The organism is Methylobacterium fujisawaense (genome assembly GCF_014138435.1).
Taxonomy (GTDB): Bacteria; Pseudomonadota; Alphaproteobacteria; order Rhizobiales; family Beijerinckiaceae; genus Methylobacterium; species Methylobacterium fujisawaense.
The window spans coordinates 16,574-43,364 of the sequence record NZ_JACJIM010000007.1 but is presented as its reverse complement, the minus strand read 5'-3'; the positions used below and the strand labels follow the sequence as shown (position 1 = coordinate 43,364).

At 71.2% G+C, this 26,791-nt stretch carries 25 protein-coding genes; 12 read left to right on the top strand and 13 right to left on the bottom strand.

What is annotated here, in order from left to right; genetic code table 11:
* Positions 1 to 397: 397 nt before the first annotated feature.
* Entirely contained in the window at positions 398 to 1,948 is a 1,551-nt protein-coding gene (locus GGQ91_RS21220; RefSeq protein WP_043759103.1) for a DEAD/DEAH box helicase, read from the top strand.
* Positions 1,949 to 2,267: 319 nt separating this feature from the next.
* Here GGQ91_RS21220 and GGQ91_RS21215 read toward each other — a convergent pair whose 3' ends face one another.
* Together GGQ91_RS21215 and GGQ91_RS21210 are read right to left on the bottom strand one after the other, a co-directional pair.
* A complete protein-coding gene (locus GGQ91_RS21215) occupies positions 2,268 to 4,406 on the bottom strand; it encodes a molybdopterin-containing oxidoreductase family protein (RefSeq protein ID WP_053609922.1) in 2,139 nt (712 codons plus the stop codon).
* Positions 4,407 to 4,542: 136 nt separating this feature from the next.
* On the bottom strand, positions 4,543 to 6,441 hold the full coding sequence (locus GGQ91_RS21210; protein WP_051976175.1) for a tetratricopeptide repeat protein: 1,899 nt from the start codon (positions 6,439 to 6,441) through the stop codon (positions 4,543 to 4,545).
* A gap of 303 nt (positions 6,442 to 6,744) precedes the next feature.
* On the opposite strand from GGQ91_RS21210, the gene GGQ91_RS21205 reads away from it, so the two are divergent.
* From GGQ91_RS21205 to GGQ91_RS21190, 4 genes are all read left to right on the top strand, one after another.
* Positions 6,745 to 6,930 carry a YegP family protein gene (locus tag GGQ91_RS21205; RefSeq protein ID WP_043385745.1) on the top strand — a complete coding sequence of 62 codons (186 nt, stop codon included), beginning with the start codon at positions 6,745 to 6,747 and terminating at the stop codon, positions 6,928 to 6,930.
* 166 nt (positions 6,931 to 7,096) lie between these two features.
* Positions 7,097 to 7,366, top strand: coding sequence for a hypothetical protein (locus GGQ91_RS21200; protein WP_043385676.1), 270 nt, complete (start codon positions 7,097 to 7,099; stop codon positions 7,364 to 7,366).
* 149 nt (positions 7,367 to 7,515) lie between these two features.
* Positions 7,516 to 7,653, top strand: coding sequence for a hypothetical protein (locus GGQ91_RS21195; RefSeq protein WP_164706365.1), 138 nt, complete (start codon positions 7,516 to 7,518; stop codon positions 7,651 to 7,653).
* 26 nt (positions 7,654 to 7,679) lie between these two features.
* Positions 7,680 to 8,132 carry an acyl-CoA thioesterase gene (locus GGQ91_RS21190; RefSeq protein WP_051976177.1) on the top strand — a complete coding sequence of 151 codons (453 nt, stop codon included), beginning with the start codon at positions 7,680 to 7,682 and terminating at the stop codon, positions 8,130 to 8,132.
* Here GGQ91_RS21190 and GGQ91_RS21185 read toward each other — a convergent pair.
* A complete protein-coding gene (locus tag GGQ91_RS21185) occupies positions 8,125 to 8,664 on the bottom strand; it encodes a superoxide dismutase family protein (RefSeq protein ID WP_182592802.1) in 540 nt (179 codons plus the stop codon). The two genes, GGQ91_RS21190 and GGQ91_RS21185, sit on opposite strands and share 8 nt — an antisense overlap.
* A 109-nt stretch (positions 8,665 to 8,773) precedes the next feature.
* On the opposite strand from GGQ91_RS21185, the gene GGQ91_RS21180 reads away from it, so the two are divergent.
* The 5 genes from GGQ91_RS21180 (at position 8,774) to GGQ91_RS21160 (ending at position 14,418) form a co-directional block, all read left to right on the top strand.
* Positions 8,774 to 9,553: a TlyA family RNA methyltransferase gene (locus tag GGQ91_RS21180; RefSeq protein ID WP_182592801.1), complete on the top strand. Its 780-nt coding sequence runs from the start codon at positions 8,774 to 8,776 to the stop codon at positions 9,551 to 9,553.
* The gene (locus GGQ91_RS21175; RefSeq protein ID WP_182592800.1) at positions 9,550 to 10,803 is read left to right on the top strand and encodes a class I SAM-dependent RNA methyltransferase; all 1,254 of its coding nucleotides are present in this window, start codon (positions 9,550 to 9,552) and stop codon (positions 10,801 to 10,803) included. Before GGQ91_RS21180 ends, GGQ91_RS21175 begins: the two co-directional genes overlap by 4 nt.
* 53 nt (positions 10,804 to 10,856) lie before the next feature.
* Positions 10,857 to 11,129 (top strand): hypothetical protein, encoded by a 273-nt coding sequence (locus GGQ91_RS21170; RefSeq protein ID WP_043348336.1) that lies wholly within the window; start codon positions 10,857 to 10,859, stop codon positions 11,127 to 11,129.
* A 501-nt stretch (positions 11,130 to 11,630) separates the two neighbouring features.
* Complete coding sequence (locus GGQ91_RS21165) at positions 11,631 to 12,635, top strand: magnesium transporter CorA family protein (protein ID WP_043348324.1); 1,005 nt, start codon at positions 11,631 to 11,633, stop codon at positions 12,633 to 12,635.
* A gap of 97 nt (positions 12,636 to 12,732) precedes the next feature.
* A complete protein-coding gene (locus tag GGQ91_RS21160; protein WP_182592799.1) occupies positions 12,733 to 14,418 on the top strand; it encodes a methyl-accepting chemotaxis protein in 1,686 nt (561 codons plus the stop codon).
* A 3-nt stretch (positions 14,419 to 14,421) separates the two neighbouring features.
* Here GGQ91_RS21160 and GGQ91_RS21155 read toward each other — a convergent pair whose 3' ends face one another.
* The 5 genes from GGQ91_RS21155 to GGQ91_RS21135 all read right to left on the bottom strand — a co-directional run bounded on the left by GGQ91_RS21155 (position 14,422) and on the right by GGQ91_RS21135 (position 20,320).
* Positions 14,422 to 14,742: a DMT family transporter gene (locus GGQ91_RS21155; RefSeq protein ID WP_043348319.1), complete on the bottom strand. Its 321-nt coding sequence runs from the start codon at positions 14,740 to 14,742 to the stop codon at positions 14,422 to 14,424.
* A 280-nt stretch (positions 14,743 to 15,022) separates the two neighbouring features.
* Positions 15,023 to 16,708, bottom strand: coding sequence for a B12-binding domain-containing radical SAM protein (locus tag GGQ91_RS21150; protein ID WP_043348316.1), 1,686 nt, complete (start codon positions 16,706 to 16,708; stop codon positions 15,023 to 15,025).
* A gap of 243 nt (positions 16,709 to 16,951) precedes the next feature.
* A complete protein-coding gene (locus tag GGQ91_RS21145; protein ID WP_043348313.1) occupies positions 16,952 to 17,758 on the bottom strand; it encodes an SDR family NAD(P)-dependent oxidoreductase in 807 nt (268 codons plus the stop codon).
* 32 nt (positions 17,759 to 17,790) lie between these two features.
* On the bottom strand, positions 17,791 to 18,570 hold the full coding sequence (locus tag GGQ91_RS21140) for an enoyl-CoA hydratase-related protein (protein ID WP_182592798.1): 780 nt from the start codon (positions 18,568 to 18,570) through the stop codon (positions 17,791 to 17,793).
* Positions 18,571 to 18,580: 10 nt separating this feature from the next.
* A complete protein-coding gene (locus GGQ91_RS21135; protein WP_182592797.1) occupies positions 18,581 to 20,320 on the bottom strand; it encodes an acyl-CoA dehydrogenase family protein in 1,740 nt (579 codons plus the stop codon).
* 137 nt (positions 20,321 to 20,457) lie between these two features.
* Here GGQ91_RS21135 and GGQ91_RS21130 point away from each other — a divergent pair, with 137 nt between their 5' ends.
* The gene (locus GGQ91_RS21130; protein ID WP_043761423.1) at positions 20,458 to 21,456 is read left to right on the top strand and encodes an L-threonylcarbamoyladenylate synthase; all 999 of its coding nucleotides are present in this window, start codon (positions 20,458 to 20,460) and stop codon (positions 21,454 to 21,456) included.
* A 133-nt stretch (positions 21,457 to 21,589) separates the two neighbouring features.
* Here GGQ91_RS21130 and wrbA read toward each other — a convergent pair whose 3' ends face one another.
* Positions 21,590 to 22,192, bottom strand: coding sequence for an NAD(P)H:quinone oxidoreductase (wrbA, locus tag GGQ91_RS21125; protein ID WP_043348306.1), 603 nt, complete (start codon positions 22,190 to 22,192; stop codon positions 21,590 to 21,592).
* Positions 22,193 to 22,323: 131 nt separating this feature from the next.
* On the opposite strand from wrbA, the gene GGQ91_RS21120 reads away from it, so the two are divergent.
* Positions 22,324 to 23,196 (top strand): LysR family transcriptional regulator, encoded by an 873-nt coding sequence (locus GGQ91_RS21120; protein ID WP_182592890.1) that lies wholly within the window; start codon positions 22,324 to 22,326, stop codon positions 23,194 to 23,196.
* Between the two features lie 6 nt (positions 23,197 to 23,202).
* On the opposite strand, the gene greA is transcribed toward GGQ91_RS21120, so the two are convergent.
* The 4 genes from greA to GGQ91_RS21100 form a co-directional block, all read right to left on the bottom strand.
* A complete protein-coding gene (greA, locus tag GGQ91_RS21115) occupies positions 23,203 to 23,676 on the bottom strand; it encodes a transcription elongation factor GreA (RefSeq protein ID WP_043348301.1) in 474 nt (157 codons plus the stop codon).
* A gap of 98 nt (positions 23,677 to 23,774) precedes the next feature.
* A complete protein-coding gene (acuI, locus tag GGQ91_RS21110; protein ID WP_043348299.1) occupies positions 23,775 to 24,779 on the bottom strand; it encodes an acrylyl-CoA reductase (NADPH) in 1,005 nt (334 codons plus the stop codon).
* A gap of 66 nt (positions 24,780 to 24,845) precedes the next feature.
* The gene (locus tag GGQ91_RS21105) at positions 24,846 to 25,430 is read right to left on the bottom strand and encodes a hypothetical protein (RefSeq protein WP_043348296.1); all 585 of its coding nucleotides are present in this window, start codon (positions 25,428 to 25,430) and stop codon (positions 24,846 to 24,848) included.
* A gap of 212 nt (positions 25,431 to 25,642) precedes the next feature.
* Positions 25,643 to 26,740, bottom strand: coding sequence for a cell wall hydrolase (locus GGQ91_RS21100; protein WP_043348328.1), 1,098 nt, complete (start codon positions 26,738 to 26,740; stop codon positions 25,643 to 25,645).
* Between the last annotated feature and the right edge of the window lie 51 nt (positions 26,741 to 26,791).

Sequence of the window (26,791 nt, the reverse complement as noted above, 5' to 3'; positions counted from 1 at the left end):
CCGGTCCCGATCGACCGAAAGCTCGGGCGCCCTGGCGCTGCGGGAGGCGGAGGGCCATGCCCGGATCGCCGGCCGTGTTCGCGGGCTCGACGGGGCACTGGTACCGGTCCGCGTGGCCCTCGGCCTGATCGCGCCGCAACCCGGCCCTGCATTGACTTCGCAGTCGCACAGCCGCATATCGGCGCTGCAGCGTCAGCGGCCGTCATGGCCCGCTTGAGGGGGCTGCGTGACGGATCGGGCGCCTTCCCGGCGTGATCCGGCCCCCCTCTTCATAACGTGCATGCACCCGGGCCGCTCCATCACGCGGGCTGCCCCCTGCCAACGGACCGGCCCCAACACGGCATCGATCGCGTGCGACGCGAGGCGCCCGGCCGGCCCTGCTGCATCGGATACATCCTTGACCCAATTCACCGATTTCGGCCTCGCCCAGCCTGTGCTGCGGGCGCTCAGCGAGGCCGGCTACGTCGCGCCGACCCCGATCCAGGCCCAGGCGATCCCGCCCGCCATGGAAGGCCGCGACCTCTGCGGCATCGCCCAGACCGGCACCGGCAAGACCGCGGCCTTCGCGCTGCCGATCCTGCACCGCCTCTCGCTCTCGGACCGTCGCGCGCCGCGCCGCGGCTGCCGGGTGCTGGTGCTCTCGCCCACCCGCGAGCTCGCCAACCAGATCGCCGAATCCTTCTCGGATTACGGCCGTCACCTGTCCTTCACCAACACGGTGGTGTTCGGCGGCGTCACCATCAGCCGACAGGAGCGCGCCCTGGCGCCGGGCGTCGACATCCTCGTCGCCACCCCCGGCCGGCTGATCGACCTGATCGAGCGTCGCTCACTGATCCTCGACGGCGTGGAGATCCTCGTCCTCGACGAAGCCGATCAGATGCTCGACCTCGGCTTCATCCACGCCCTCAAGCGCATCGTGAAGATGCTGCCCGAGAAGCGCCAGAGCCTGTTCTTCTCGGCGACCATGCCGAAGAATATCGCCGGCCTCGCGGCGCAGTATCTCACCGATCCGGTCCAGGTCGCGGTGACGCCCGTCGCCACCACGGCGGAGCGGGTCGACCAGCAGGTGATCTTCGTCCACACCGGCGCCAAGCAGGCGCTGCTCGGCCACATCCTGCGCGATCCGGCGATCGAACGCGTCCTGGTCTTCACCCGCACCAAGCACGGCGCCGACCGCGTCGTCCGCGGGCTCGACAAGGTCGGCATCGCGGCGGCGGCCATCCACGGGAACAAGAGCCAGCCGCAGCGCGAGCGGGCGCTGGCGTCCTTCAAGGACGGCTCCTGCCGGGTTCTGGTCGCCACCGACATCGCGGCCCGCGGCATCGACGTCGAGGGCGTGAGCCACGTGGTCAATTTCGACCTGCCGAACGTGCCGGAGAGCTACGTCCACCGGATCGGCCGCACCGCCCGGGCCGGCGCGGACGGGCTCGCCATCTCGTTCTGCAACGACGAGGAGAAGGCCTACCTGCGCGACATCGAGCGGGTGACCCGGCAGAAGGTGCCGGTGGCGGGCTTCCCCGAGGGCTTCACCCCGCCGTCCCGCCAGGAGGCGGCCGAGATCGCCCGCGAGGAGGAGCGCCGGCCCGAACGGCAGCAGCAGCGTCCCGGCGGCGGCCGCCAGGGTCAGCGGCCCCGGCAGTCGCAGGGCCGTCCCCAGCAGGGTCGGCCGGAGGGTGGCCGCGGCTTCGGCGGTCCCGGCCAGGGTGCGCCCCGGCAGGGCCGGCCCCAGGAAGGCCGGGCCGACGCCCGCGGCGACGGGCGGGGTCATGCCCCGCAGGGCCGCGACGTCCGCGCCGACCGGCCGGCACGACCGCAGGGCGAGCGCCCCAACCAGGGCCGTCCGAACCGCGACGCCCGGCCCCAGCGGGCCGATGCCCGGCCGCGCAGCGGCGGGGGCGGCGGCGAGGGTCGCAGCATCGGCTGGCTGGAGCGGGCGCCCCGCTCCTGAGCGTCACATTCGAGCCGCCCGGGACGGATCCGTCCCGGGCGGCTTTCCATTTCAGCGCAGGCCGCGGCCGCGAAGCCGCGCCGCGCGGCGATCAGTTTCCCCCTGACGCCCGTGACCATGCCTCGGGCCCTTGCGGCCCCGCACGCGGCGATGGCGCCGCCGGCCGGATGGCGGGCGGGGACGCCCCGCGACCCCGTCTCCCCATGAGGGCTCCGCTGTCCCCGCGCGCGCAGCGACGCACGCCAGCCGGCACCGCATCCCCGGCTGTGACGCTGCCCCGGCTCCCGTCGCTGCGCGCGGTTCCCATCATGGGACTCGGTCAGTTCGCCCGCGAAACCTCGACGAGGTTGTCGGAGAACGAGGGGGCGTGGCCCATATCGGTGAAGGCCGCCGACGAGATGCTGTTGACCGTCCCCTCGTTGAGCTGGCGCCAGTAGCCGAGGGTCGCCACCACGATTCCGTGCGTGACGTCGTCGGTGACGCGCGCGACGCCCTTGAAGGCGCCCCGGGCATTGGCGACCTGGACACGGTCGCCGTCGACGATGCCCCGGGACTCGGCATCGGCCGGGCTGATCATCACGAACTGCTCGCCCTGGCCCTTCTGCTTGTCCGCCATGTTGGCGTAGCAGGAATTCAGGAAGTAGTGGCTCTTGGGCGAGACGATGTTGAGCGGGTAACGCTTGGCCAGCTCCGGATCGTTCGCGTGTGATTCCCGCGCACCGACATAGTCGGGCAGCGGGTCGAGGGGTTCGCCGGGCTGGAAGCCCTCATACATCTGCCGGAACGGCGGCGCGACGAAGTTCGTGGCGCCCTCGATCTTGAGCATGCACTTGCCGGTATCGGTCGGGAAATTGCCCTCCCGGTGCGGGGCGCGGTCGTCCGGCGTGCCCACCTTCAGGCGGGCGAAGCCATGCGCCCGCATGTAGGCGAGGTCGATCCCCGCGCAGGCGGGCGAAGCCCAGTCGACGTAGTGCTCCAGGCACTCCGCGTCCGACCATTTGAAGTTCTCTTCCTCGAAACCGAACCGGGCGGCGAGCCTGCGGAAGATCTCGTTGTTGGGGATCGCCTCGCCGGGCGCCTCCGCGCACTTGGTGTTGTAGGTGAGGTAGAGGTGGCCCCAGGAGAGGATCATGTCCTCCATCTCGGCGCCCATCGCGGCCGGAAGCAGGATGTCGGCGTAGGCGGCCGTGTCCGAGATGAAGTGCTCGGCCGAGACCATGAACAGGTCCTCCCGCATCAGGCCCGCGACGATCTTGTCGGTCTCGGGGGCCTGCGTCACCGGGTTCGAGTTCCAGCACATCATCGACATGATCGGCGGGTCGAGCTTCAGCTCCCCGGTGAGCGCGCGGCCGATCTGCAGGTTTGAGACGACCCGGGTGCCCTCCGGGATCAGGTCGGGCCGGCACATGACGTCGAATTTGTAGGGATGCTCCCAGACCGGGAACTGCGTGACGCCGCCGCCGACATGGCGCCACGCACCGGTGAGCGCCGGGATGCAGGTGACCGCCCGGATGGTCTGGCCGCCGCCGAAATGCCGCTCCAGCGCCACGCCCATGCGGATGCCCACCGGCTGGGCCGTCGCCATCTCGTGGGCGAGCCTGCGGATGTCGGCCGCCGGGACGCCCGTGATGGCCTCTGCCCATTCCGGCGTGCGCGCGGCGGCCCGCTCCTTCAGATCGGCGAAGCCGATCGTGTGGGCGTCGACGTAGTCCTGGTCGACGAGGCCCTGCGCGATGATCGAGTTGATCAGCGCCATGGCGAGGGCGCCGTCAGTGCCGGGTTTCGGGGCGATGTGCCAGTCGGCGGCCTTGGCGGTGCGCGACGCGTAGGCGTCGATGACGACGACCTTGGCGCCCTTCTTCTGCGCGTCCTTCACGATCGCCCAGTGGTGGAGGTTCGTGCTGACCGAGTTGCAGGCCCAGATGACGATGTACTTGGAGTGGATGTAGCTCTCCGGATCGAGGCCGGCGGTCGGCCCGACGGTGAGGAGCCAGGCCGTGCACGAGCCCTCGCCGCAGAAGGTCCGTTCGGTCACGGTGGCGCCCAGGCGGTTGAAGAAGGCGTCGCCGCCGTTCAGCCCGTGCACGAGGCCCTGGTTGCCGAGATAGCTGTAGGGGGCGATGGCCTGCGGCCCGTACTGGTCGATGATCGCCGTCCAGCGGCTGACGATCTCGTCGAGCGCCTCGTCCCAGGTGATGCGCGCGAATTGCTTGGAGCCCTTCGGGCCGACGCGCTTCATCGGGTAGAGCACCCGGTCCGGATGATAGTGGCGCTTCTCGTAATCCTTCAGCTTCACGCAGAGGCCGCCCCGGGTCATCGGGTGGTCCGGGTTGCCGCGCACGCTCAGAAGCTCGCCGCCCTTCACCTCGAACAGCATGGAGCAGGTGTCGGGACAATCATGCGGACAGGCGCCGTAGAAGACCTCTGAGACGGCCTCGGCCTGGACGATCTCGTTCATCGTTTCCTCCCTGACCCCGCAGGCGTCTCGTTATTATGCGTGTTTCTCGGCGCGGGTCGGGTCCAGCCTATATCGGGAAGAAAAAAAATTCTAATTCGAGCGCGGTGCCCGGTCCGCGCCGGGCGGACGCGCGGGGTCAGCCCTCCGGCAGGCCAGCGCGGCGCAGGCCCTCGTAGATGCGTGCCCGCTGGGCCAGGAAGGTCGGATCGGTGGAGGTCAGGCTTCGGTAGCGGGCGAGGGTGTAGCCGGGGCGCAGCCTGAGGAACTCGGCGAGGGAGGCCCGCGCCTCCACATCCCGGCCGAGCCGCGCGAAGGCGCAGGCGAGATAGAGGTGGGGGAAGTCGAAGAGCGGGTTCACCGCCGCCGCGCGGCGCAGCGGCTCGATCGCCTCCTGATCCTGCCCGAGATGGAGCTTGGCCAAGCCGTCCCGGGCGAGCCACGCCCCGAGCAGGGGATCCTTGGGGCTGAGGCGGATGGCGGCGGCGATGTCGCGCTCCGTCTCCTCGGCCCGTCCGAGGAAGATCTGGATGAGGCCGCGATAGGCGTAGGCCCGGGCGAAGCTGGGATTCAGGGTGAGCACCCGGTCGAACGCCGCGAGGGCCTCCGCGTAGCGCGATCGGGCGCGCAGGGTCTCCCCGCGCAGGTAATGCGCGAAGGGGTGTGTCGGGTCGCCCTGGAGGACCGATGCGATCGCCTGCTCGGCCGTGTCGAGATCCGCCGTCCGCTCGGTCGTCCAGCCGTTCAGCACCCCGTCGACGAGCACCTCGGCGAGCCCCAGGCGCGCATCGACATTGGCCGGATCGAGGCCGAGCGCGCGCTCGAACAGCGGGCGGGCCTGGGCGTGGTTGTCGCGGGCGAAGGGCCGGTTGAGCAGCGCCTGTCCGCGCATGACCAAATCCACCGCATCCGCCGGCTGGCCCGACCGGGCCTGCGTGGCGGCCTCGAGAAGACGCACGCCGAGGGCGCGGCCGACCTGGGCGACGAGGACATCCTGCGCGGCGCCGACGGCGGTCCGCGGTCCGTCGTAGCGGTCGGCCCAGAGGGCGGCGCCGGTCTCGGCATCCGTCAGTTGCACGGCGAAGCGCACCTGCTCGCCGCTCTGCCGAAGGCTTCCCTGCACGACGTAGCGGACGCCGAGTTCGCGGCCGACGGCGCGCGGCTCGAGAGGCCGCCCCCTGTAGGCCTGTGCCGTACCGTGCGCGATGACGAAGGTTCCCGGGGCGCGGGCGAGATCGGCGGAGAGATCCTCGGCGAGCTGCTCGGCGAGATAATCCTGGTCTGCTTCGCCGCTCTGGTTCGCCAGGGGCAGGACCACCAGGGACAGCCTCGGGCGCAGAGGCTCGCCCGGCCCATCCGTGCGCTCGGATCCGACGAGACGGGGCCAGGTCAGAGCCAGCCCCGCGGCGGCGAGGACCGCGACGGCCCCGAGCGTCGGCCGGAGGGCGGCGCGGGCGCGGCCCGCCCGGATGGCGCGCGACGTCCGCTGGTCGGGAGGCGGCACGGCGTAGACGCGCACGGGGCGTGCGATGTTCTTGAGGCGCTGCGGGCCGAGATCGATGAACGGGATTTCCGAGAGACCACGAACCTGCAGGTAGGCGGCTTCCGAAAGCCTCAGGGCGCCGGGCTCGGCGGCGCTCTGCAGACGCGCGGCGATGTTGACGCCGTCGCCGAAAAGATCGCCGTCATGCACCATGATGTCGCCGAGATGGATCCCGATGCGGAGACGGAACTGCGCGGCCTCCCCCTCGGCCTCGGCGAGGGCTCGCTGGATCGCCACCGCACAGCAGACGGCATCCATGACCGAGGCGAACTCGGCCAGCACGCTGTCCCCGGCCGTGTTGGCGATCCGTCCGTGACGGGCCGCGATCATCCGGTCGACGATCCGCCGCGTGGCCTGGAGGGCGCGCATGGCGCCGCTCTCGTCGGCATGCATCGCCTTCGAATAGCCGGCGATGTCGGCGGCGAAGATCGCGGCCAGCCGGCGTTCCGGAACCGACCATTCCGATGCGCTGGACAGTGCCCTGTTCTCGCTCATCGCGATCCGTTCACGCCACGGCGACCCGGCAAGCCCGACCGTGGCCGCGTGATTCGCCACCCGCAGCGATGCAGCCGAATACTGCTTTGATCCAATAATGTCGAGCGAACACAGGCATTCGTTCGCGAAAAACAAAGAATCGAGCCGGATCCGAGTCCGTCGCCGGGACTTCTCGAGCCCCCCGCAGCGGATGGCCCTTCCGCGACCGTCGCCCGACCGGACGGCCGCTCCGGCGCGGGCAGATCCTTTTATTGGCCGCGCCGTGCCCCCATTTCTGCCGACGGACGAATGGGGGCCTGCATCATGCGGTTCGAACTCTATCGGGACGCCAAGGGTGAATGGCGCTGGCGCCTCCGGGCGCGCAACGGCGAGGTGATCGCCGAATCCGGCGAAGGCTATAGCCGCCGCGAGGATTGCGAGCACGGCATCGCCCTCGTGCGCCAAAGCGCCGAGGCCCGCATCGAGGACATGACGACGAAGATCGCCTGACCCGTCGGGTCTCAACCCGCGATCAACCCTGTCCGAAACGTCGCAGCGGTTATGCTGCAACGCTTCCGCTCGCCTACGCGTTGCAGCGTTTCGGACCGGGCGGAGGGCCCTCGCTTCCCGTGCGGTTCGTCGACCAGGACGTAACCACACGAAGGGAGTCGAGACCGTGCTGAGGAAATTCCTGCTCGCGGCCCTGCTGGTGCTGGGCTTCGCGGCTGCGGCGCCGGAGGGCGCGTCCGCCGCGCCCATCGGCCCGGGGCTGGCCCTGCCCGCCGAAGCCGCGCCGGCAGTAGCCGAGAAGGCCCAGTACTACTACCGCCGCCGCTTCTACGGCCCGCGGCCCTACTGGCGCCGCCCCTATTACCGTCGCCGGTTCTACTACGGCCCGCGGCCGTTCTACCGCCGTCCCTATTACGGCCGCCGGTTCTACTACTGAGCGGTTCTCCGACCTGACCGGCCCGGCGGCTCCCTCGAGCCGCCGGGCTTTTTCATGCGCCGATTCGGGGTGCGCGCGGGCGGCCCTTGCTTTATCGTGCCGAGAACGGGACCGCCGACGGCAGATCGGTGCGCCCGAGAGGAAGCCCGATGAACGATATTGCGCAACGCGCCGAGCCTGCGGCGGCGACGCCGGACCTCTGGCAATCCATCCCGCTCGAATGCATCCTGAGTGCGGTCGCCGTGCTGCTGGCGGCGGGTCTCAAGCTCGCCGGCCTGATGTCCTGACGGCGCAGACGGGGCGGATGGACGGCATGCAGCACGTCACACTCTCACCGGCCGGAAGCGCGACACCGCCCGTGGAGGTCGATCTGCCCAAGGGCGACCTCACGGTGCGCACCATCGCCATGCCGGCCGACACCAATGCCAACGGCGACATCTTCGGCGGCTGGGTGCTCTCGCAGATGGACCAAGCCGGTGGCATCGCGGGGGTGGACCGGGCGCAGGGCCGCGTGGTCACCGTGGCGCTCGAATCCATGACCTTCATCCGGCCGGTCCGGGTCGGCGACGTGCTGTGCGTCTATACCCGGGTGGCGCATGTCGGCCGGACCTCGATGAAGATCGAAGTCGAGGCCTGGGCGCGGCGCTTCTGCACCCAGGTTCGCGAGCGGGTCACGCAGGCCACGTTCACCTTCGTGGCCATCGACGAGGCCGGCCGCCCGCGGCCGATCCCGCCGGCGGTGCCCTCGCCCTCCGCGACTACTTGATCACCCCGCAGGCGATCCGGTCGCCGGCGCCGCCGATCGGCTGGCTGGTGTGGTCGTCCTCGTTGGCGTGAATGATCAGCGCTGCGCCGTCACCATCCTTGAGGCCGCCCTCGCCGTTCAGCGGCGTCTCGCTCGAGACCTCGGCATTGGCCGAGCCGTCCTGCGCGGCGTAGAGGTTCGGCAGATCGCCCTCGTCGGGCCCCTCGGCGTTGAGCAGCCCGTGCTTGCTCTGGTCGTGGTTCACGTGGGCCTTCGAGTTCATGAACTTCGGATCCGAGCAGTCGCCCACGGCATGGAAATGCATCCCGTGCCAGCCGGGCGGCAGACCACCGGGCTGGATCGTCACGCGCAGGACCAGGGCATTCGCCCCGTCGCGGATCGACATGGCGCCGATCGCGTCGCCCTTGGCGTTCTTGATCGGCGCCGTGTAGGTCTCTGCCGGTTTGGCGGCCTCCTTCGGAGGCTCCTGCGCCAGGGCGGCGCCGGCGGCGACGGTCCCGAGCAATGCGAGCAGCGGCAGGGTGCGGGTCATACGGTGGCTCTCCTCTCCGGCCCGGTCTAGTTAGGGAGCGCGCCGGCCTTCGACAGGGCGGCGGCCCGAAACCTCCGTCGCAGATCTGCCGGGACCGCACGAAGCCCTGATGACCCGAGACCGGCCTATCCCGGACCGCGCGCCGCCCACGGACGATCCGTCCCCGCGTCGCGCCGACCTGTTCCTCGTGGCGCACGGCCATTTCGAGAGCCGGGCCCGGGCCCAGGCCGCGATCCGCGCCGGGCTCGTGCGGGTCGACGGGCGCCCGCTCGCGCGCCCCTCGGACACGATCGCCCCGGGGGCACGGGTCGAGGCGGAATCCGAGCATCCCTACGCCTCCCGCGGCGGCATGAAGCTCGCCGCCGCCCTGGATGCGTTCGGCCTTGACCCGGCCGGCCGTACCGGCCTCGACGTCGGCGCCTCGACGGGCGGCTTTACCGACGTGCTGCTGGCCCGCGGCGCCCGCCACGTCCACGCGCTGGATGTGGGCCGGGGGCAATTGCATCCGCGCCTCGCCGGGGATCCGCGGGTGACCAACCGGGAGGGGACCGACATCCGCGCCCTCGACCCGGACGTCCTCGTCCCGCGCCCCGATCTCGCCAGCGTGGACGTGAGCTTCATCGGTCTGCGCCTCGTCCTGCCGGTCCTGCCGCCGCTGCTCGCCCCGGGAGCGGAGGTCGTCGCGCTGATCAAGCCGCAATTCGAGGCCGGGCGCGGGCGGGTCGGCCGCGGCGGCCTCGTGCGCGACCCGGCGGTCCACGCAGAAGTCTGCGCGGCCATCCGCAAAACCCTGGAGGCGCTCGGCGCCGAAATCCTGGGCCTCATCGACTCGCCGGTGCCGGGCGGCGACGGCAATGCCGAGTTCCTGATCGGTGCGAGGTTGCCGTGAGCGAGACAGCCGACATCGAGACAGTCACGATCCGCGACCTCGGCGCCCGCGGCGACGGGATCGCCGAGGATGGGATCCTCGTGCCCTACACCTTGCCCGGGGAACGCGCGGAAATCCGCCGGGAGGCGCGGCGCGGCGACCTCATCGCCGTCACGCAGGCCTCCCCCGACCGGGTCGCGCCGTTCTGCCCGTACTACATGCGCTGCGGCGGCTGCCGCACCCAGCACCTCGCGCGGCCCGCGGAACTCGCCTGGAAGCGCGGCCTCGTCGCGCAGGCCCTGTCCCAGGCCCGCCTCGACGTGGCCCCTGCCCCGATCATCGACGCGCACGGGACCGGGCGTCGCCGCCTCACCCTGCACGTGCGGGAGATCGACGGCCGTGCCGAGGCCGGGCTGATGGCGGCGCGCAGCCACGCGCTGGTCCCGATCGACCATTGCCCGATCACCGTGCCGGCGCTGCACGCGGCCCCCGCGGTGGCGCGCCGCCTCGCCGCCCCCCTGGGCCATGGGCGCAAGCCCCTCGACGTGGCCGTCACCGCCACCGACCAGGGCCTGGACGTCGATCTGCGCGGCCACGGCCCGGTGAGCGCCGGCGTGGGCACCGCGCTGGTGCGGATCGCCGGCGAACTCGGCCTCGCCCGCCTCTCCCTCCACGGCGAGCGGCTCATGGAGGCCGAGCCGGTCTCGGTCACCGCCGACGCGATCCGCCTCTACCCGGCGCCCGGCGGATTCCTGCAGGCGACCGCCGCCGGACAGGCGACGCTCTGCGATCTCACCCTGACGGCCCTCGGCCCCCGTGTCCGACGTGTCGCCGACCTGTTCGCGGGCTGCGGGCCGTTGAGCCTGGCGATCGCCCGGACGGCCGCCGTTCACGCCGTCGAGTCCGACGCCGCCGCCCTGGCCGGGCTCGAACGATCCACGCGCATGGCCTCGGGCCTGCGCAGGATCACCACCGAGCGCCGCGACCTGTTCCGGCGGCCCCTGCTCCCCCTCGAACTCGAGGCCTTCGATGCGGTGGTGTTCGACCCGCCCCGGGCCGGCGCGGAGGCCCAGGCCCGCCAGCTCGCCGCCGCGCGCGTGCCCCTCGTGATCGGCGTCGCCTGCGACGCCGGCACCTTCGCCCGGGATGCGGCGACGCTGGTTGCCGGCGGCTACCGGCTGGAGGCCGTCACGCCGGTGGACCAGTTCCGCCATTCGGGCCATGTTGAGATGGTTGGCGTGTTCCGACGCGAGCCGGCGCGGCGCCGATGAGGCAAGCAACCCGCAGTGAAGTTCGGCGTTCTCTCGAAGACTGGAGAGGTTCCATGAGCCGAGGATATTTTCGTCTCGCAGGTCTGGCCGCGCTGAGTCTCACCCTCTCGGCTCCCCTCGCGGCACAGACGGTCGCGCCCGATCAGACGGGCACCGGCGGCGGCCCGGCCTCGACGATCACGGCGCCGAACACCAACAGCCTCGGCGTCACCAAGCCGCCGGGCACGTCGCTCGGGGCCGCCGAAGTGCCGTCCCGCACGGAGGAGCGGCGCGAGCGCGCCCTGACCGATCGGATCGAACGCAGCATCTGCGACGGCTGCAACTGAGCCTGGGTCCGGGGCACTCGCTCGCGGTCGGCGGACCTTGCCGCCGCAGGGTCGTCCTGGGCCGGGCGGCAGGCGACCATGGCCGCCAGAGTGAGCCCGGCTCGCCGGACGCGGGGACGATGCCACCCGGACCGAGCAGGCGCCTCTCCGGGCGGCGATGGCCGAATTCGGCGGGATCGCCCAGACGACGGTCGGCTGACGGCGCCCAGGCCGGAGCGACCGGTCGCGCCCGCGGCGGTCCATGAGACGATCCATGAGACGGCGCGCGACCGCTCCGTCACTCCTATTCAGCGCCCTTTCGACGCCAAGGCCCTCGGCGAGGCGGCGACCGGCCCCGCAGCGACCGACGCCGAGCTGTTCCGAGGGATTGGGCCGCGATGTCACGGAAGCGTCAGAAAACAGCGCCACATCCCCGGCACAGCTTGCATCGATCGTCGCGGTGCCGGATGCGGGCTGCGGCCCTGCGCTGTCCCGTGACCGATCCGTATCCGAGACCTGCTCGTGATCTTCATCCACCAGCCCGCCATCGGCGCCGGAGCCACGCTGCTTGAACGCCGCGTCATCGATCTCCAGGACACGATCCCCGAAGACACCGTCTGGCTCGACCTGATCCGCCCGAGCCGCGAGGAGGAGCTGAAGGTCGAGGCCTTCGCCGGCATCGAGGTGCCGACCCGCGAGGAGATGAAGGACATCGAGCCCTCGGAGCTGCTCTACGTGGAAGACGGCGCCCGCTACATGACCGGGCGCGTGCTCTCGAAGGTCAGCGATGCCGAGGAGCCGGGGCTCGCCGGCATCACCTTCATCCTGCGCGGCAACCGGCTCGTCACCGTGCGCCACGAGGAGCCGCAGGCCTTCCGCATGTACACGCAGCGCGCCGGGCGCTCGATGGGCAACGGCAGCGCGTCGGCCACCTCGGGCGAGACCATCCTGGCCGGGCTGATCGAGGCGGTGATCGACCGGGCCGCCGACGTGCTCCAGCTCCAGGGCGAACGCATCGACCGCCTGTCGGGCAAGATCTTCGAAGTGCAGGAGGATCCGTCCGCCCGCAACACCGCCCTCCAGGACACGTTACGCGCCCTCGGCCGGCACGGCGATCTCATCTCCAAGCAGCGGGAGAGCCTCGTCTCCATGGAGCGTATTCTGCTCTCGCTGTCGGCGACCTACCGGACCAACAAGGCCCCGCGCGATCTGCGCGAGGATGTCCGTTCCACCCTGCGGGATCTGCAATCCCTCGAGGAGCACGCCACCTTCCTGTCCACGAAAATTCAATTTTTGCTCGACGCAACACTCGGTCTTGTAAATCTTGAACAGAACAACATCATCAAGCTGTTCTCGGTCATGGCGGTCGTCTTCATGCCGCCGACGCTGATCGCGTCGATCTATGGCATGAATTTTAAAGCCATACCCGAACTAGATTTCTCATTCGGATACCCGATGGCGCTGGTCATGATGGTTGTCGCAGCGGTATTCCCTTACTTTTTCTTTCGCTGGAAGAAGTGGCTTTAACGGCAAAGTCTGCTCCAGGACCGGAAAAATATTAAGGTCTCTGCGGGAGCATGGTGAGACCTGCAGGCGCGGCATGGCCGCGATGACGGAACCTCCCATGCGTTTCTCCCTGAAAACGGTTCTCGCCGGTGCGATCGGCCTGCTTGCCCTCGCCGCCGTCGGCCAGGGAATCGCCAGTGTCGTGAGCCTGTCGGAGATCGAGCGCAACGCCGCGGCGATCTCCCAGCAGGCCCTGCCCACGCAGAACCAGGCCGAGGCCATCGGGACGGCCGTGCGGGACGCCCGCCTGCGGCTCTACCGGCTGGTGGTGGCCTCGCCCGACGCGGCAGCCCTGGACAAGAACCAGACCGCGCTCACCGACACCCTCGGCGAGCTTTCCGGCCTCCGTCAGGCTTACCAGGAGCGCCTGACGGGTTCCCAGGACCGGGAGATCTACGAGCGCTTCACCACCGCCTGGAACGCCTACCAGAACGTGCAGCTACAGGTGGTCGAGCTGATGATCGCAGGCGATCAGCCGGGCGCGCTCGCGCTGGTGCTGGACCCCGCGACGGGTGCGCAGAACGATGCCGCGGTGGCGAGCCTGACCGAGTCCATCGCCTCTGCCCGGGCACAGACCGCGGCCAATGTCGCCGTGACCGTGCAGGCGGCGACGCGCGCCAAGCTGATCGCGATGGCCGCCACCGTGGTGGGCCTCGTGGTCGCCGCCGCCGCGATGCTGTTCGCCCTGTTCGGGATCGCGCGCCCGATCGAGCGCATGACCGGGGCGATGGGCCGCCTCGCCCAGGGCGACGAGAGCGTGCTGGTCCCGCACACCGGGCGCCGCGACGAGATCGGCGCGATGGCGGCGGCCGTACAGGTCTTCAAGGACAACCTGATCCACACCCGCGCCCTGGAGCGGGAGACGGCCCAGGCCCGGGAGGGCGCCGAGGCGCAGCGCCGGCGGGCCGTTCACGCCCTGGCCGAGTCCTTCGAGGCCGCGGTCGGCGGCGTGCTGACGCGGGTGGCGGACGCCGCCCTCGGCCTGCGGGCCGAAGCCGAGGCGATGACCAGCACGGCCACGCACACGGCCGAGCGCTCGGCCACGGTGGCGGGGGCCGCGCAGGAGGCCGCCCAGCATGTCGGCACCGTCGCGGCGGCCGCGGAGGAACTCGGCGCCTCGGTGCAGGAGATCGGCCGCCAGGTGGACGGGTCTGCCGAACTCGCCCGGAGCGCGGTGGTCCAGGCCGGCGCCACCGCCGGCCTCGTGCAGGACTTGAGCACGGCGGCGGGCCGGATCGGCGATGTCGTGCGCCTCATCACCGACATTGCAGGCCAGACGAACCTGCTGGCGCTCAACGCCACGATCGAGGCGGCCCGCGCCGGCGATGCGGGACGCGGCTTCGCGGTGGTCGCCAGCGAGGTGAAGCAGCTCGCCGCCCAGACCGCCAAGGCCACCGAGGAGATTGCCGGTCAGGTCGGTCGGATCCAGGGCGCCACCGGACAGACCGTGGACGCCATCGACGGCATCGCATCCCGCATCCGCGAGATCGACGGCGTGGCGACCTCGATCGCGGCCGCCGTCGAGCAGCAGGGCGCGGCGACCCGGGAGATCGCCCGGAACGTCGCCGAGGCCGCATCCGGAACCAGCGCGGTCACCGGGACGATCGACGCAGTGGCGCGGGCGGCCGACGACACGGGCTCGGCCGCCACACGGATGCTCGCCTCGGCGACAAGCCTCTCGGAAGAGACCGCCGAGCTGCGGCGGGAGATCGACGGCTTCCTGCACACCGTGCGCGCGGCCTGACGCTCAGCCGGGGCTCGACAGCTTCATCAGGACGAGCCCGGATCCGATCAGGCCGGCCGCGAGGATCCGGCTGGCGCTCGCCTGCTCGCCGAGCACGGCGATGCCGACCAGGAAGGCGCCGACCGCGCCGATGCCGGTCCAGATCGTGTAGGCGGTTCCCAGGGGCAACGTGCGCATCGCCAGCGCCAGGAAGCCGACACTGCCGGCCATCGACACGGCCATGATCGCGGTCGGCCACAAGCGCGTGAAGCCGTCCGACTGCTTCATCGCGTAGGCCCATACGACCTCGAGGACGCCCGCGATGACGAGAGAGATCCAGGCCATGGCGGCCCTCCTGAAAGGGCCGGGCCGTCCCGGACTTGTGCCCCGTAAACCGGAGGGAGGACGTGGCCTCGCGCGGGATCAGCTAAGGTTTACGGGGGACGGCGGCAAGGGCGCCGCACGGGCCCGATCCGCGGACCTTATCCTGAGGTGACCGCGAAGCGGGCCTGGAAGGCGGGCTCCCGGAAGCGCGCCGCCCGGTGGCGGTCTCGTTCGAGACCAAAGCTGCGCTCCGGCACCTCGGGACGAGGGCGCGGGTCGGATGAACCGAACCGACGCCCCGTCACGCCACCGCAGCCAGGTGCTTCACCTCGGCCCGCGCCACAACCTTACCCACGGGCGGCGCCTTGCAGGTCTCAGCCTCGGGGGCCAGGACCGGCGGCTGCACCCAGCGGCCGGCGTCGAGGTCCGCGATCCGGCTGTTGATCTCGCGGATGACGTAGCGAGAGAACGGGTAGACGTGCAGGTAGATCACCATGTTGGTGACCACCGCCTCCAGGGCGGCCGGATTGCGCCGGGCGGTCTCCAGGAACACGCTCCAGAAGTGCTTGGCGAGTTCGGGACGGCGCACGGTCATCCGCCAGCACACGCGCAGCAGCGAATAGAGATCGTGGGCGATGTGGCGCCAGTTCAGCTTCTGGGCGGCGAATTTCGGCCGCTTCACCTGCCGCGCGACCACCCGGACCCGGTCGAAGAAGTTCGGCGGGTCGTAGATCTCCTGGAGGACGTCGCGGTAATCGGCCAGCACGTCGCGCTGCGGACGCAGGGTCACGAAGTTGATGCCCTGCGTGCACTGATCGCCCTGGTCGGCCGTGGTCGCCGCGTAGTTCTCGTAGAGGCGGCCCTCCTTGCGCAGGCGGCGCGAGAGCTGCGTGTTCGGCAGCGCGAAGAGCAGGCCGACCATGGCGATCGGGATGCCGGTCTGGCTGATGCACAGCGACATCGCCTTGCTGATGCTGTCCTTCTCGGTGTCGAAGCCGACGATGAAGCCGGCCGTGACGAACATGCCGTGCTCGTAGAGCTTGTGCACGCTGTCGGCGATCGAACGCTTGGTGTTCTGCTTCTTCTGCGTCTGGATCAGCGTCGCCTCGTCGGGCGTCTCGATCCCGGTGAACAGGGCGAAGAAGTTCGCGTCCCGCATCATCCCGAGCAGCTCGTCGTCGTCCGCGAGGTTCAGCGAGGCCTCGGTGGAGAACTTGAACGGGTAGCCGTGATCCTCCTGCCACTTGATCAGGTGCGGCAGGAACAGCTTGATGGCCTTCTTGTTGCCGATCAGGTTGTCGTCGACGAAATCGACATGGCCGCGGTAGCCGAGGCCGTAGAGCCGGTCGAGCTCCGCCAGCATCTGCGGCGTGGTCTTGGTCCGCGGGGCGCGGCCGTAGAGCTCGATGATGTCGCAGAACTCGCAGGTGAACGGGCAACCGCGGGAGAACTGGACGCCGATGTAGAGGTAGTGGCTGAAGGTCAGCAGGTCGAAGCGCGGGATCGGGCTCGTGGTGACGTCGGCCTTGAACTTCTCGGCCGTGAGCCGGCCGCGGCGCTCGCCGGCCTCCCAGGCGGCCACGAACTTGTCGAGGATGCCCTCGGCCTCGCCCAGCACCAGGAAGTCGGCCTTGTCGTAGACCTCGGGCGTCGAGGTCGGCGCGGGGCCGCCCACGCAGACCGGGGTGCCGAGCGCCACGCAGCGGTCGATGACCACGAGGCAATCCGGCTCCTGGGGAAGCATGCCGCCGGTCATCACGAGGTCGGCGGCGCGGATCTGCTCGTCGGTCAGCTCCTCGCAATTGCGGTTGACGAGCGACACCTGCCAGGCCGGCGGCAGCATCGCGGCCAGCGTGATGAGGCCGAGCGGCGGCGCGGGCGCGCGGGCGCCCTGCAGCTCCATGGCCTCTTTGAAGTTCCACATGGAGTTTTCGTAGAACTTCGGGAACACCATCAGCACGCGCGGGGCCGTGTTCGCTTCCGACATGCCAGTTTCCCTCGTCCACACATACCCGGCCCCGCCGGCTCCAGACGGAACCGGGTGCAGGATCGCCCTCTGACCTGCGGGTCAATTAAGGCCGTTTTTCGCTCCCGCAGCAATCGGCACCGCCAATCCCGACAGGACGCCGGACCGAACGCCGAAAATCGCCCCGCCGGGGAGCGTTGAGGCTCGTTTGGCCCGTCTGTCGGGAGCGTGCGCCGGTTCCACGACACGCCCGACAAGGGCCCGTCACGGCCCGACCCGGAACCGCTCCGGCTGCGTTCCGTCGGCGTCCGTGAATCCGTAGATCCGGGCGAGGTCGCCGGCATGCAGCACCGCACCGGCCCGGGCGGCGATATCCGGATCTGCCGCCAGCGCCGCCAGCGCCCGGCCGGCGTAGAGCGGGCTCTCGGTGGCGTGCACCTCCTGGCCGAGATCGCGCGCCCGCTCGGTGGCGACGAAGCCCGGTGAGAGGCCGAGGGCGGTGACGCCGTGGGGCGCGAGTTCGCGGGCGAAGGCCAGGGTCAGCCGATTGGTGGCGGCCTTGGCGGAATCGTAGAACACGTCACCGAGGTAATCCTCGGTCCCGAAGGAGACGAGCGCCAGAAGCCCGGTCCGCGCCGCCACCAGGGCGGGGGCGACCGCGCGGGCGAGCAGCAGGGCCGGCAGCGGCCCGGCTTCGAGCAGCCCGAGATACGGCTCGGCCGAGCGGCGCCAGAACGGCGTGCCCCATCCGGCCCCGTCCGGGTAGCGCTCGCCGTCATAGCCCTCGTTGCCGCTCCACACGCTGCAGGCCACGACGTCGATCCGACCGAACCGGCGCAGGGTCCAGTGGACCAGCGCGTCGGTGGCGCGCTCGGAGCGGTGATCGCAGAGGTAATGGTGACCCCGCCCGCCGGCCGCGTCGACCATGCGGGCGGTGTCCTCGATCGCCTCCGGGCGCATCTCGGTGCGCGGGCCGGTCTCGCTGGAGCGCGCCGTGACGATCACCGTGGCCCCGGCCTCTCCCAGCGCGCGGGCGAGCCCCCGGCCGACGCCCCGCGACGCGCCCGCCACGAGGCAGATCTTCCGGGAGAGGTCGGGCGGGCTCACGCCGAGACGGGCTTGGTGCGGTTGAGGAAGGCGGCGAGCCGCTCCTGGGATTCGGGCGAGCGCAGCTGCGCGTCGAAGGCCTTGGCCTCCGCTTCGAGGGCGGCCTCGACCTGCGCCTGATCACCCCGGATCAGCGCCCGGGTTGCCGCCAGCGCCCCGCGCGGCAGGGCGGCGAGGCGTGCCGCCTGCGCGACCGCCTGCTCCACCAGCATGTCGGCCGGCAGCACCGCGTTGACGAGGCCGAGCGCCTGCGCCTCGTCGGCCTCGAGCGGCCGGGACAGGAGCAGCAGCTCGGTCGCCCGGAGGCGCCCGACCCGCAGGGGCAGCAGGTAGCTCGAGGCCGCCTCCGGCACGAGGCCGAGTTCGACGAAGGGCATGCGCAGCCGCGCCGCCGGGCTCGCATAGACGAGGTCGCAATGCAGGCAGAGCGTCGCGCCGATGCCCACCGCGATCCCGTCGACCGCCGCCACCATCGGGGTTCGGGTGCGGGCGAGCTGGCGGATGAAGGCCAGCGCCGGCGAGGCGCTGAACCCGTCCCCGGCACGATCCCCGGAGGACCGGCCCATGAAGTCGGCGAGGTCGTTGCCGGCGCTGAACATGCCGGGCTGCCCGGCGAAGACCACGGCGCCGATCCGGTCCGAGGCGTCGGCCTCGACCAGAGCTGCACGCATCGCGTCGTACATGGCGCCGGTGAGCGCGTTCTTCTTCTCCGGGCGGTTCAGGGTGATCAGGCGGACGCCGCCCGAGAGGTCGTCGATCGCGACGGGTTCGGCCATGATCCGCTCCTCAAACCGCCAGCGCCAGGGTGGCGTCGTCCGTGAAGGCGCCGCCCGCCACGACGGTCTGCTCCAGGCCGCCGGCCGCGGTGAGCAGGTTCTCGGCGTAGAACCGGGCGAGCGCGATGCGAGCGGCCTGCGCCGGATCGGTCTCGCCGGCCTTCAGGGCGGCGCTGGCGGCGAGCGCGCTGCGGGCGAGGCAGGCGCCCCCGAGCGTCAGGCCGAACAGGCGCAGATACGGCGTCGCGCCCGCCAGCGCCGCCTCGGGGCGGTTGGAGCTCAGCGCGGCGAGCTGGTGGCTCGTGGCCCGGTCGAGGCTGCCGATCCCGTCGCGCAGCCGTGCCGCCATGTGGCCGAAGGCGGGATCGCCGGCCTTGAGCAGACCCTCGGCCGCCCGGCGCATCCAGGCGATCTGCGACCGGGCCGTGGCGCCGCCGTTCAGCGGCAGCTTGCGGGCGGTGAGGTCGATCGCCTGGATGCCGTTGGTGCCCTCGTAGATGCCGAGGATGCGGGCGTCGCGCATGAGCTGCGCCGCCCCGGTCTCCTCGACGAAGCCCATGCCGCCATGGACCTGCACGCCGAGCGAGGTCACCTCGTTGGCGAGGTCCGTCGCGAAGGCCTTGGCCACCGGGGTCAGCAGCGAGGCCCGGTCCAGGGCGGGCTGCCCCTCCGGGCCCTTCGACGCGTCGAGGGCGGCGGCGGTGAGGTAGCAGATGGCGCGTGCCGCGGCCGTGTACGCCTTCATGGTCAGCAGCATCCGCTGCACGTCCGGATGCGCCACGATCGGGCTCGTCGCCTCGGCGGCCCCGATGGCCTTACCCTGGCGCCGCTCTTGCGCGTAGGCGAGCGCCCGCTGGGTCGCGGCCTCGGCCACGCCGACGCCCTGCAGGCCGACGTTGAGCCGCGCCGCGTTCATCATCGTGAACATGCAGGCGAGGCCCTTGTTCTCCTGGCCGATCAGCCAGCCGGTGGCGCCGCCATCGTCGCCGAAGGCCATGGAGCAGGTCGGCGAGGCGTGGATGCCGAGCTTGTGCTCGATGCCGGAGCAGCGCAGGTCGTTGCGGGTCCCGTCCGGCAGCACCTTCGGCACCAGGAACAGGGAGATGCCCCGCGTGCCGGCGGGCGCGTCGGGCAGCCGGGCCAGGACGAGGTGGACGATGTTGTCGGCGAGATCGTGCTCGCCGTAGGTGATGTAGATCTTGGACCCGGTGATCCGGTAGGTGCCGTCGCCCGCAGGCTCGGCCCGGGTGCGCAGCAGGGCGAGGTCGGAGCCCGCCTGCGGCTCGGTCAGGTTCATCGTGGCGGGCCATTCCCCCGAGACCAGCTTCTCGAGGTAGCGCGCCTTCAGGTCGTCGGAGCCGTGGGCCGCGAGCGCCTCGATGCCGCCCTGGGTCAGGAGCGGGCAGAGGCCGAAGGCGAGGTTGGCGCCGTTCCACATCTCGGTGCAGGCGGCCTCGATCAGCTTCGGCAGGCCCTGGCCGCCATGGTCGGCCTCGGCCGAGAGCCCGTTCCAGCCGCCCTCCGTGAAGGTGCGGTAGGCCTCGCGCCAGCCGGGCGGCGTGGTGACCCGCCCCTCCGCGAAGGGGGTGCCGTGCCGGTCGCCGACCCGGTTGAGCGGCGCGATCACGCCGGCGGCGATCCGCCCGGCCTCGCTCAGGATCGCCTCGGCGTCGTCCGGATCGACGGAATCGAGCCCGGCCACGTGCCAGAGGGTGAAGAGCATCTCGGGGACCGGGGCGCGGTAACTCATACGATCCTCCCGTGTTGCGGCCCGCCCGCTCGTTCGATCCGGGGCGGGTTTGACCGCGCCCGCGCACCGGCGCTAGGGCGGGGCGAGGATAGGCGCGCGGGGCTCGCATCGCCATGACCTCGGAGACGGCTTCCCGCATGAATGATCCCGGGTCAACGGGTCCGACCGCGACCCGCCGGCTTCCCCCCGACGCGGCCGGCATCGCGGAGGCCGCCGCGCTCCTGCGGGCGGGCCGCCTCGTCGCCTTCCCCACCGAGACGGTCTACGGGCTCGGGGCGGACGCCACCGATGCCGCCGCGGTGGCGGGCATTTTCGCCGCCAAGGATCGGCCGCGCTTCAACCCGCTGATCTCGCATCTGGCCGATGCGGACGCGGCCCTGGCGGAGGGGGTCTTCGACGCGCAGGCCCGCCGCCTCGCCACGGCTTTCTGGCCGGGTCCCCTGACCCTGGTCGTCCCGGCCCATCCGGGCACGCGGGTCTGCGACCTCGCCCGCGCCGGCCTGCCGAGCCTCGCCCTGCGGGTGCCGGCGCACCCGCTCGCCCAGGCGCTCCTCGCGGAAGTCGGCCGTCCGGTGGCGGCGCCCTCGGCCAACCGCTCCGGGCGGGTGAGCCCGACCCGGGCCGCCCATGTCCTCGACGATCTCGCCGGGCGGATCGCCGCGGTGCTCGACGGTGGCGACACGATGGTGGGCGTCGAGTCGACGGTGGTGGCCTGCCTCGGCGGCGCGCCGCGGCTGCTGCGGCCGGGCGGCATCACGCGGGCGGCGCTCCGGGACGTGCTCGGCCTCGATCCGGCATCTCCGGAGGCGGCCGACGCCGACAGGCCGGCGGGCCCCGGCATGCTCGCCTCGCATTACGCGCCCCGGGCGCGGGTCCGCCTGGATGCGGTGCGGATCGAGCCCGGCGAGGCGGTGCTGCTGTTCGGAGCCGAGCGCCCGGCCGGTCACGAAACCGCGCGGGCCAGCCTCAACCTGAGCCCGTCGGGCGATCCCGCGGAGGCCGCGGCCCGCCTGTTCGGCGCCCTGCGCGACCTCGATGCCTCAGGGGCCGGCACCATCGCGGTGGTGCCGATTCCGGAAGACGGCCTCGGCGAGGCGATCCGCGACCGCCTCGCCCGGGCCGCCGCGCCCCGCTGACGGCGCAGAAATTTTTGCCGGCAGCGGAACAGATGTCGGCCTGATCCGTTTATTGATCACGAAGGCCTTCTCAGCCCCCAATGGCCTTTTTCCTTTCAGGCTCGGAGCAATCCGAGCCTTTTTTCTTGCCTTCTCAGTCTCGGGCCAGCTTGGCGGCAATGCCGGCCACATGGCGACCCTGGAAGCGGGCCCCCTCCAGTTCCACGGCGCTCGGCTGGCGGGATCCGTCACCATCCGCGATCGTGCTGGCCCCGTAGGGTGTTCCGCCCTTGACCGCCTCGACACCGCCCTGGCCCTGGAAGCTGTAGGGCAGGCCGACCACCACCATGCCGTGGTGGAACAGCACCGTGTGGAAGCTCGTCAGCGTCGTCTCCTGGCCGCCATGCTGCGAGGCCGTCGAGGTGAAGACGGAGCCGACCTTGCCGACCAGCGCGCCCTTCATCCAGAGCCCGCCGGTCTGGTCGATGAACTGCTTCATCTGCGACGCCATGTTGCCGTAGCGGGTCGGCGTGCCGAAGATGATGGCGTCGTACTGCGCCAGTTCGTCCACGGTGGCGATCGGGGCCGCCTGATCGAGCTTGAAATGGCTCTGCCGGGCGACCTCCTCCGGGACCAGCTCCGGCACGCGCTTCACGACGACCTCGGCCCCGGTCTCGCGGGCCCCCTCGGCGACCGCGTAGGCCATCTGCTCGACGTGACCGTAGGTCGAGTAGTACAGCACCAGAACCTTGGCCATGGACGGGTCTCTCCTATGTGTCGGGCGGCCGAATCGTCGGCCAGCGTCGTGCCCCTCCATCGCGCATTTGGCGCCTTGCAAGAATGCCCCACCATGCAAGAGTGATCTTGCGCAGACGCAAGGACCCGGGTGTGGCGCTCGACTGGGACGAGTTTCGGTTCGCAAAGGCCGTGGCCGACCGCGGCGGCCTGACCGCGGCGGCGGCGGATCTCGGCATCAACCACTCGACGGCGTTCCGACGCCTCGCGGCCCTGGAGGCGAAGCTCAATACGCGCCTGTTCGAGCGGCTGCGCACGGGCTACGTGCCGACCACCGCCGGACAGGCGATGATCGCGGCGGCCGCGCGGATCGAGGCGGACGTGGCGCGGTTCACCCGCGTGGTCGCCGGCCAGGGCGAAACCCCGTCCGGCGAATTGCGGGTGACCGCGCCGGCCGGCTTCGCCGCAGAGCTGCTGATGCCGATGCTCGCGAGCTTCACGGAGCGGTACCCCGACATCCGGATCGAGCTGATCCTCGCCGAGGCGACGCTCAACCTGTCGCGCCGGGATGCCGACGTCGCGATCCGGATCAGCCGCGAGCCGAGCGAGACTCTGGTGGGGCGGCGTCTCGCAGTCACGGCGTGGGGGGTCTACGGCCGGGCCGACCGCGCCTATGGCGACCTCGCCCGGGAGGCGTGGATCAGTCCGGGACGGCTGGTGGCAGGGGGCTCGTTCATGCGCTTCGTGGAAGGGCGGGTGCCGCCCGACCACATCCGCCTCCGGCTCAACGCGGTGATCGGCCTGGAGGCGGCCGTGCAGGCCGGCCTGGGAATCGGCCCGCTCCCCTGCTTCACCGCCGACGTCAATCCGGCACTGCAACGCCTGTCCGGGCCGCATCCGGAGCTGGGGGCGGATCTCTGGATCCTGACGCATCCGGACCTGCGCCACGCGGCACGGGTCCGGGTCTTCATGGAACATATTGCCGAGGCGCTGTTGCCCCTGCGACCGCGCTTCGAAGGCCGCTGAACCGGCTCAGCGGATCTCCGCCACCTCGACCTCGTTGCCGTTCACCTCGACCACGTCACCGATCGTCTTGCCGGTGATCGCCCGGGCGAGCGGCGCCACGTAGGAGATCGAACCCTTGTGCGGATCGGCTTCGTCCTCGCCGACGATCCGGAAGGTCTGGCGGGTCTCCTTGCCGGCCTCGTCCTCCCGGATCACCGTGACGGTAGAGCCGAACTGAACCGTGTCGCCGGCCTTGGGCTCGACGAGCTGCGCGGTGTTCTTCCGGGCCGCCCAGTAGCGCAGGTCGCGCCCAATGCGGGAATCCTCCGCCTTGTCGGCAGGATCCAGCGAGGCGACTTCCTTCTCCAGACGGGCGACTTCGGCCTCGATCTGCGCGAGGCCTTCCGGCGTCACGAAATTCGTGTGCGGCGAGATCGGCCGATCCGGCAGATTCTCGAACGCTTCTCCACCCTCGGGCTCTTTGACGAATGCAACGCTCATGAAAACATCAACACGCGATGCACGGCAAAGGTTCCGGGGCCGCGGCAAAATTCCGGTCCAGCCCGGTGCCGGGACGGGTTAGCCGAAACCCCTGAGGATCAGCGAGGACCGCCCGCCCGATCCACCTCCACCACGATCCGCCCGCGCACCTTCCCGGCCAGGATCTCAGCGCCGAGCCGGCCGACTTCCTCCAGGGGGACACGGCTCGTCATGGCGGCGAGCTTGCCCAGATCGAGATCCCGGGCGAGCCGCGCCCAGGCCTCGCGACGCTTCGGCTGCGGGGTGGTGACGCTGTTGATGCCGAGCAGCGAGACGCCGCGGAGGATGAACGGCGCCACCGAGGTCGGCAGATCCATGCCCTGCGCCAACCCGCAGGCGGCGACGGCGCCGTCCGCCTTGGTCATGGCCAGCACATTGGCGAGCGTCGTGGAGCCGACCGCATCGACCCCCGCGGCCCAGCGCTCCTTGCCGAGCGGCTTGCCGGGCTTCGACAACTCGGCCCGGTCGAGGATCTCGGCAGCGCCGAGGCCCTTCAAGTAGTCGGATTCGCCGTCCCGGCCCGTGGAGGCGATGACGTGCCAGCCCGCCCGCGCGAGGAGGGCCACGGCGACCGAGCCGACGCCCCCGGAGGCGCCGGTGACGATGACCGGGCCGTGCTCCGGCGTCACGCCGTGGGCCTCGAGGGCCATGCAGCACAGCATCGCCGTGTAGCCGGCGGTGCCCACCGCCATGGCCTGCTCGGGCGTGAGCCCCTGGGGTAGCGGCACCAGCCAGTCGCCCTTCACCCGGGCGCGCTGGGCGTAGGCGCCGAGATGCGTCTCGCCGACACCCCAGCCGGTGAGCACCACCGCGTCACCCGGCTTGTATTCGGGATGGTCCGACGTCTCGACGATCCCCGAGAAATCGATGCCGGGGATCATCGGGAAGCGGCGCACCACCGGCGACGTGCCGGTGAGGGCGAGGCCATCCTTGTAGTTCAGGGTCGAGTGCGTCACCCGCACGGTGACGTCGCCGTCCATCAGGTCGGCGTCGTCGAAGTCCTTGAAGGCGAGGCTCTGGCCCGCCTCGTTCTTCTCGACCACCCAGGCCTTGAACGTCCCCATCGTCACCTCCCGTGTTGCGCGGTGAGGTGTCGCCGGGACGTCCGGAATCAAGCCTTCGCGGCCGGATCAGTACCCCTCGTACCGGCTGCCCGTGTAGAAGCCGAGCCCGACGCCGATATCCGAAGAACTGGCCCCCGTGATGCCGACGGCGTCCGGGATCGAGCCGACCAGCGGGCCACCGTAAGAGGCCGGCCGGTAACCGTAGCCGCCGCCGACCGGCACCCAGCCGGCCCGGGCGGGCGCCACGAGGACCCGGCGGCTGACGCTGGCGTATTCCGGCGGGATCGTCTCGGGGATCGATTGCGCCGGACGGACCAGCACGGTCCGCGTGCGCACGGCGAAGCGCGGCGGCGTGGTGACCCAGCAGCCGATCAGCTCACCGCCGGGACCGCGGCTCGTCTGCCAGTAGCGGCCACCCGGCGAGACCATCACGCGCTCGGACACCGTATCGTAGACCGGCGGCGTGGTCCGGTAGACCGTGCGGGGCGGACGGACCAGCACGTTCTCCTGCACGGTGTCGTAGACCGGCGGCGTGACGACGTGGCGGTAGCATTCGGAGCCGTAACAGCCGCCGGCCTGGGCGGGTGCGGCAAGGAGAACGCCGCCGAGGGCGGCGGCCAGGAGAGCGGTACGAGCGACCGGCGCGGTCATGGAAGTCCTCTGATACGCATTACAACGAGAAGCGGCGCGCAAGCGGCGCTCGTCTCGACGTACCAGAGGCCAGACTCGTTGCCCGGCGCGCAAGCATTATCGGGAACGAAGGTAAAATTAACCCTTGGTTTCGACTGCTTAGTCGTCGCCTACCTAGGTAGCATTGTTCGAATTTTCCACAGTCTCTCTTACGAAGTCAGGCCAGAGCCGCCTCAGGTCTGACCCGCCCGGAGCTGGTAGAAGATGTGCCGGCCGATCACGTCCATCTTTCGCAGGCGGCGCGCCCAGCCCGGACGGACGTAGTCGGCGTGGTAGTGGGTCGCGGCACCGACCTCGGCGAGGTAGGTCCGGCCCTCGATCACCGAGCGGGCGATGCGGGTCGCCGATTCCCAGGCGCCGGCATCGGTGATGCGCAGGGACTTGCCCTCGCAGGCGAAGGAGAACTGGCAGCCCATGTAGTGGTGCCGGTTCTGGTAGACGACGCCGCAGACGCTCGCCGGGTAGAGGCCGCTCTTCACGCGGTTGAGCACCACCTGGGCGACGGCGGCCTGGCCGGCCTCCGGCTCGCTCCGGGCCTCGAAATAGACCGCCTCGGAGAGGCAGCGCTGCTCCTTGTCGAGGGCGTTCGGGTCGATCAGGTCGGCGTAGCGCCGGCGCGCATCCTCGGGCACCGGCTGGGCGCTGTCCGGGCGCTCCGTGCGGATCGCGAAATCGGGGAGCGCGAGACTCGCCGCGGCGATCTCCACGGGGATCGCGTCCGCGGGCGCCGGCGTGGTGGACGAGAGGGCGATGGCACGGGGCACCGGCGGGGTCGAGCCGTCGAAGCGCTCGGGCCCGCCATCCGCGGTGAGGTCGGCCGTGCCTTCGCCCGTGGAGGCGGCCGTGCCGGCGCCGGTGGTCAGGCCGAGATCGGGCACGGGGACGAAACCGGCCTCCGGCTCGGAATCCGGATCCCAGACCGCAGCCCCCTGCGTCAGCACGCCGGTGACGCTGCCGGTGACGTCGCCGAACACCAGGGCGCCGCCGGGTTCCCGCAGGTTGGCGGCCCGGCGGGCGAAGCTCTCGGCCGGCGGCCGGGTGGGGTTGCCCTTGCCGCCCCGCTGCACCACCGGGAAGACGTGCGCACCGGTCTTGAACACTGTCTGGGGCGGCTCGTCACCGAGGCGGCGCAGGGCAGATCCGATCAGCAGGGTGCCGGGCGGCAGGGGCGGAACGGTCTCGGCATCGATCACCCCGAGCCGGCTCGCCCCGATGGCGTTCTCCGTGCCGGCATCGGCCGTGAACGACACCAGCAGGCCGAGCCCGACCATCCAGGGCGTCATCGCCGCCGAGAGCCAGCGCAGGCTCGATTCCCGTCCTCG

Excerpts from the sequence above, each read along its gene's own strand:
- GGQ91_RS21210 (WP_051976175.1), bottom strand. The coding sequence starts at position 6,441 with ATGAGCGAGAACAGGGCACTGTCCAGCGCATCGGAATGGTCGGTTCCG.
- GGQ91_RS21100 (WP_043348328.1), bottom strand. The coding sequence starts at position 26,740 with ATGGTCGGGCTCGGCCTGCTGGTGTCGTTCACGGCCGATGCCGGCACG.
- GGQ91_RS21135 (WP_182592797.1), bottom strand. The coding sequence starts at position 20,320 with ATGAGTTACCGCGCCCCGGTCCCCGAGATGCTCTTCACCCTCTGGCAC.
- GGQ91_RS21170 (WP_043348336.1), top strand. The coding sequence starts at position 10,857 with ATGAGCCGAGGATATTTTCGTCTCGCAGGTCTGGCCGCGCTGAGTCTC.
- GGQ91_RS21185 (WP_182592802.1), bottom strand. The coding sequence starts at position 8,664 with ATGACCCGCACCCTGCCGCTGCTCGCATTGCTCGGGACCGTCGCCGCC.
- GGQ91_RS21130 (WP_043761423.1), top strand. The coding sequence starts at position 20,458 with ATGAATGATCCCGGGTCAACGGGTCCGACCGCGACCCGCCGGCTTCCC.
- wrbA (WP_043348306.1), bottom strand. The coding sequence starts at position 22,192 with ATGGCCAAGGTTCTGGTGCTGTACTACTCGACCTACGGTCACGTCGAG.
- GGQ91_RS21195 (WP_164706365.1), top strand. The coding sequence starts at position 7,516 with ATGAACGATATTGCGCAACGCGCCGAGCCTGCGGCGGCGACGCCGGAC.
- GGQ91_RS21155 (WP_043348319.1), bottom strand. The coding sequence starts at position 14,742 with ATGGCCTGGATCTCTCTCGTCATCGCGGGCGTCCTCGAGGTCGTATGG.
- GGQ91_RS21190 (WP_051976177.1), top strand. The coding sequence starts at position 7,680 with ATGCAGCACGTCACACTCTCACCGGCCGGAAGCGCGACACCGCCCGTG.
- GGQ91_RS21150 (WP_043348316.1), bottom strand. The coding sequence starts at position 16,708 with ATGTCGGAAGCGAACACGGCCCCGCGCGTGCTGATGGTGTTCCCGAAG.
- GGQ91_RS21215 (WP_053609922.1), bottom strand. The coding sequence starts at position 4,406 with ATGAACGAGATCGTCCAGGCCGAGGCCGTCTCAGAGGTCTTCTACGGC.
- GGQ91_RS21105 (WP_043348296.1), bottom strand. The coding sequence starts at position 25,430 with ATGACCGCGCCGGTCGCTCGTACCGCTCTCCTGGCCGCCGCCCTCGGC.
- acuI (WP_043348299.1), bottom strand. The coding sequence starts at position 24,779 with ATGGGGACGTTCAAGGCCTGGGTGGTCGAGAAGAACGAGGCGGGCCAG.
- GGQ91_RS21180 (WP_182592801.1), top strand. The coding sequence starts at position 8,774 with ATGACCCGAGACCGGCCTATCCCGGACCGCGCGCCGCCCACGGACGAT.
- GGQ91_RS21205 (WP_043385745.1), top strand. The coding sequence starts at position 6,745 with ATGCGGTTCGAACTCTATCGGGACGCCAAGGGTGAATGGCGCTGGCGC.
- GGQ91_RS21140 (WP_182592798.1), bottom strand. The coding sequence starts at position 18,570 with ATGGCCGAACCCGTCGCGATCGACGACCTCTCGGGCGGCGTCCGCCTG.
- greA (WP_043348301.1), bottom strand. The coding sequence starts at position 23,676 with ATGAGCGTTGCATTCGTCAAAGAGCCCGAGGGTGGAGAAGCGTTCGAG.
- GGQ91_RS21160 (WP_182592799.1), top strand. The coding sequence starts at position 12,733 with ATGCGTTTCTCCCTGAAAACGGTTCTCGCCGGTGCGATCGGCCTGCTT.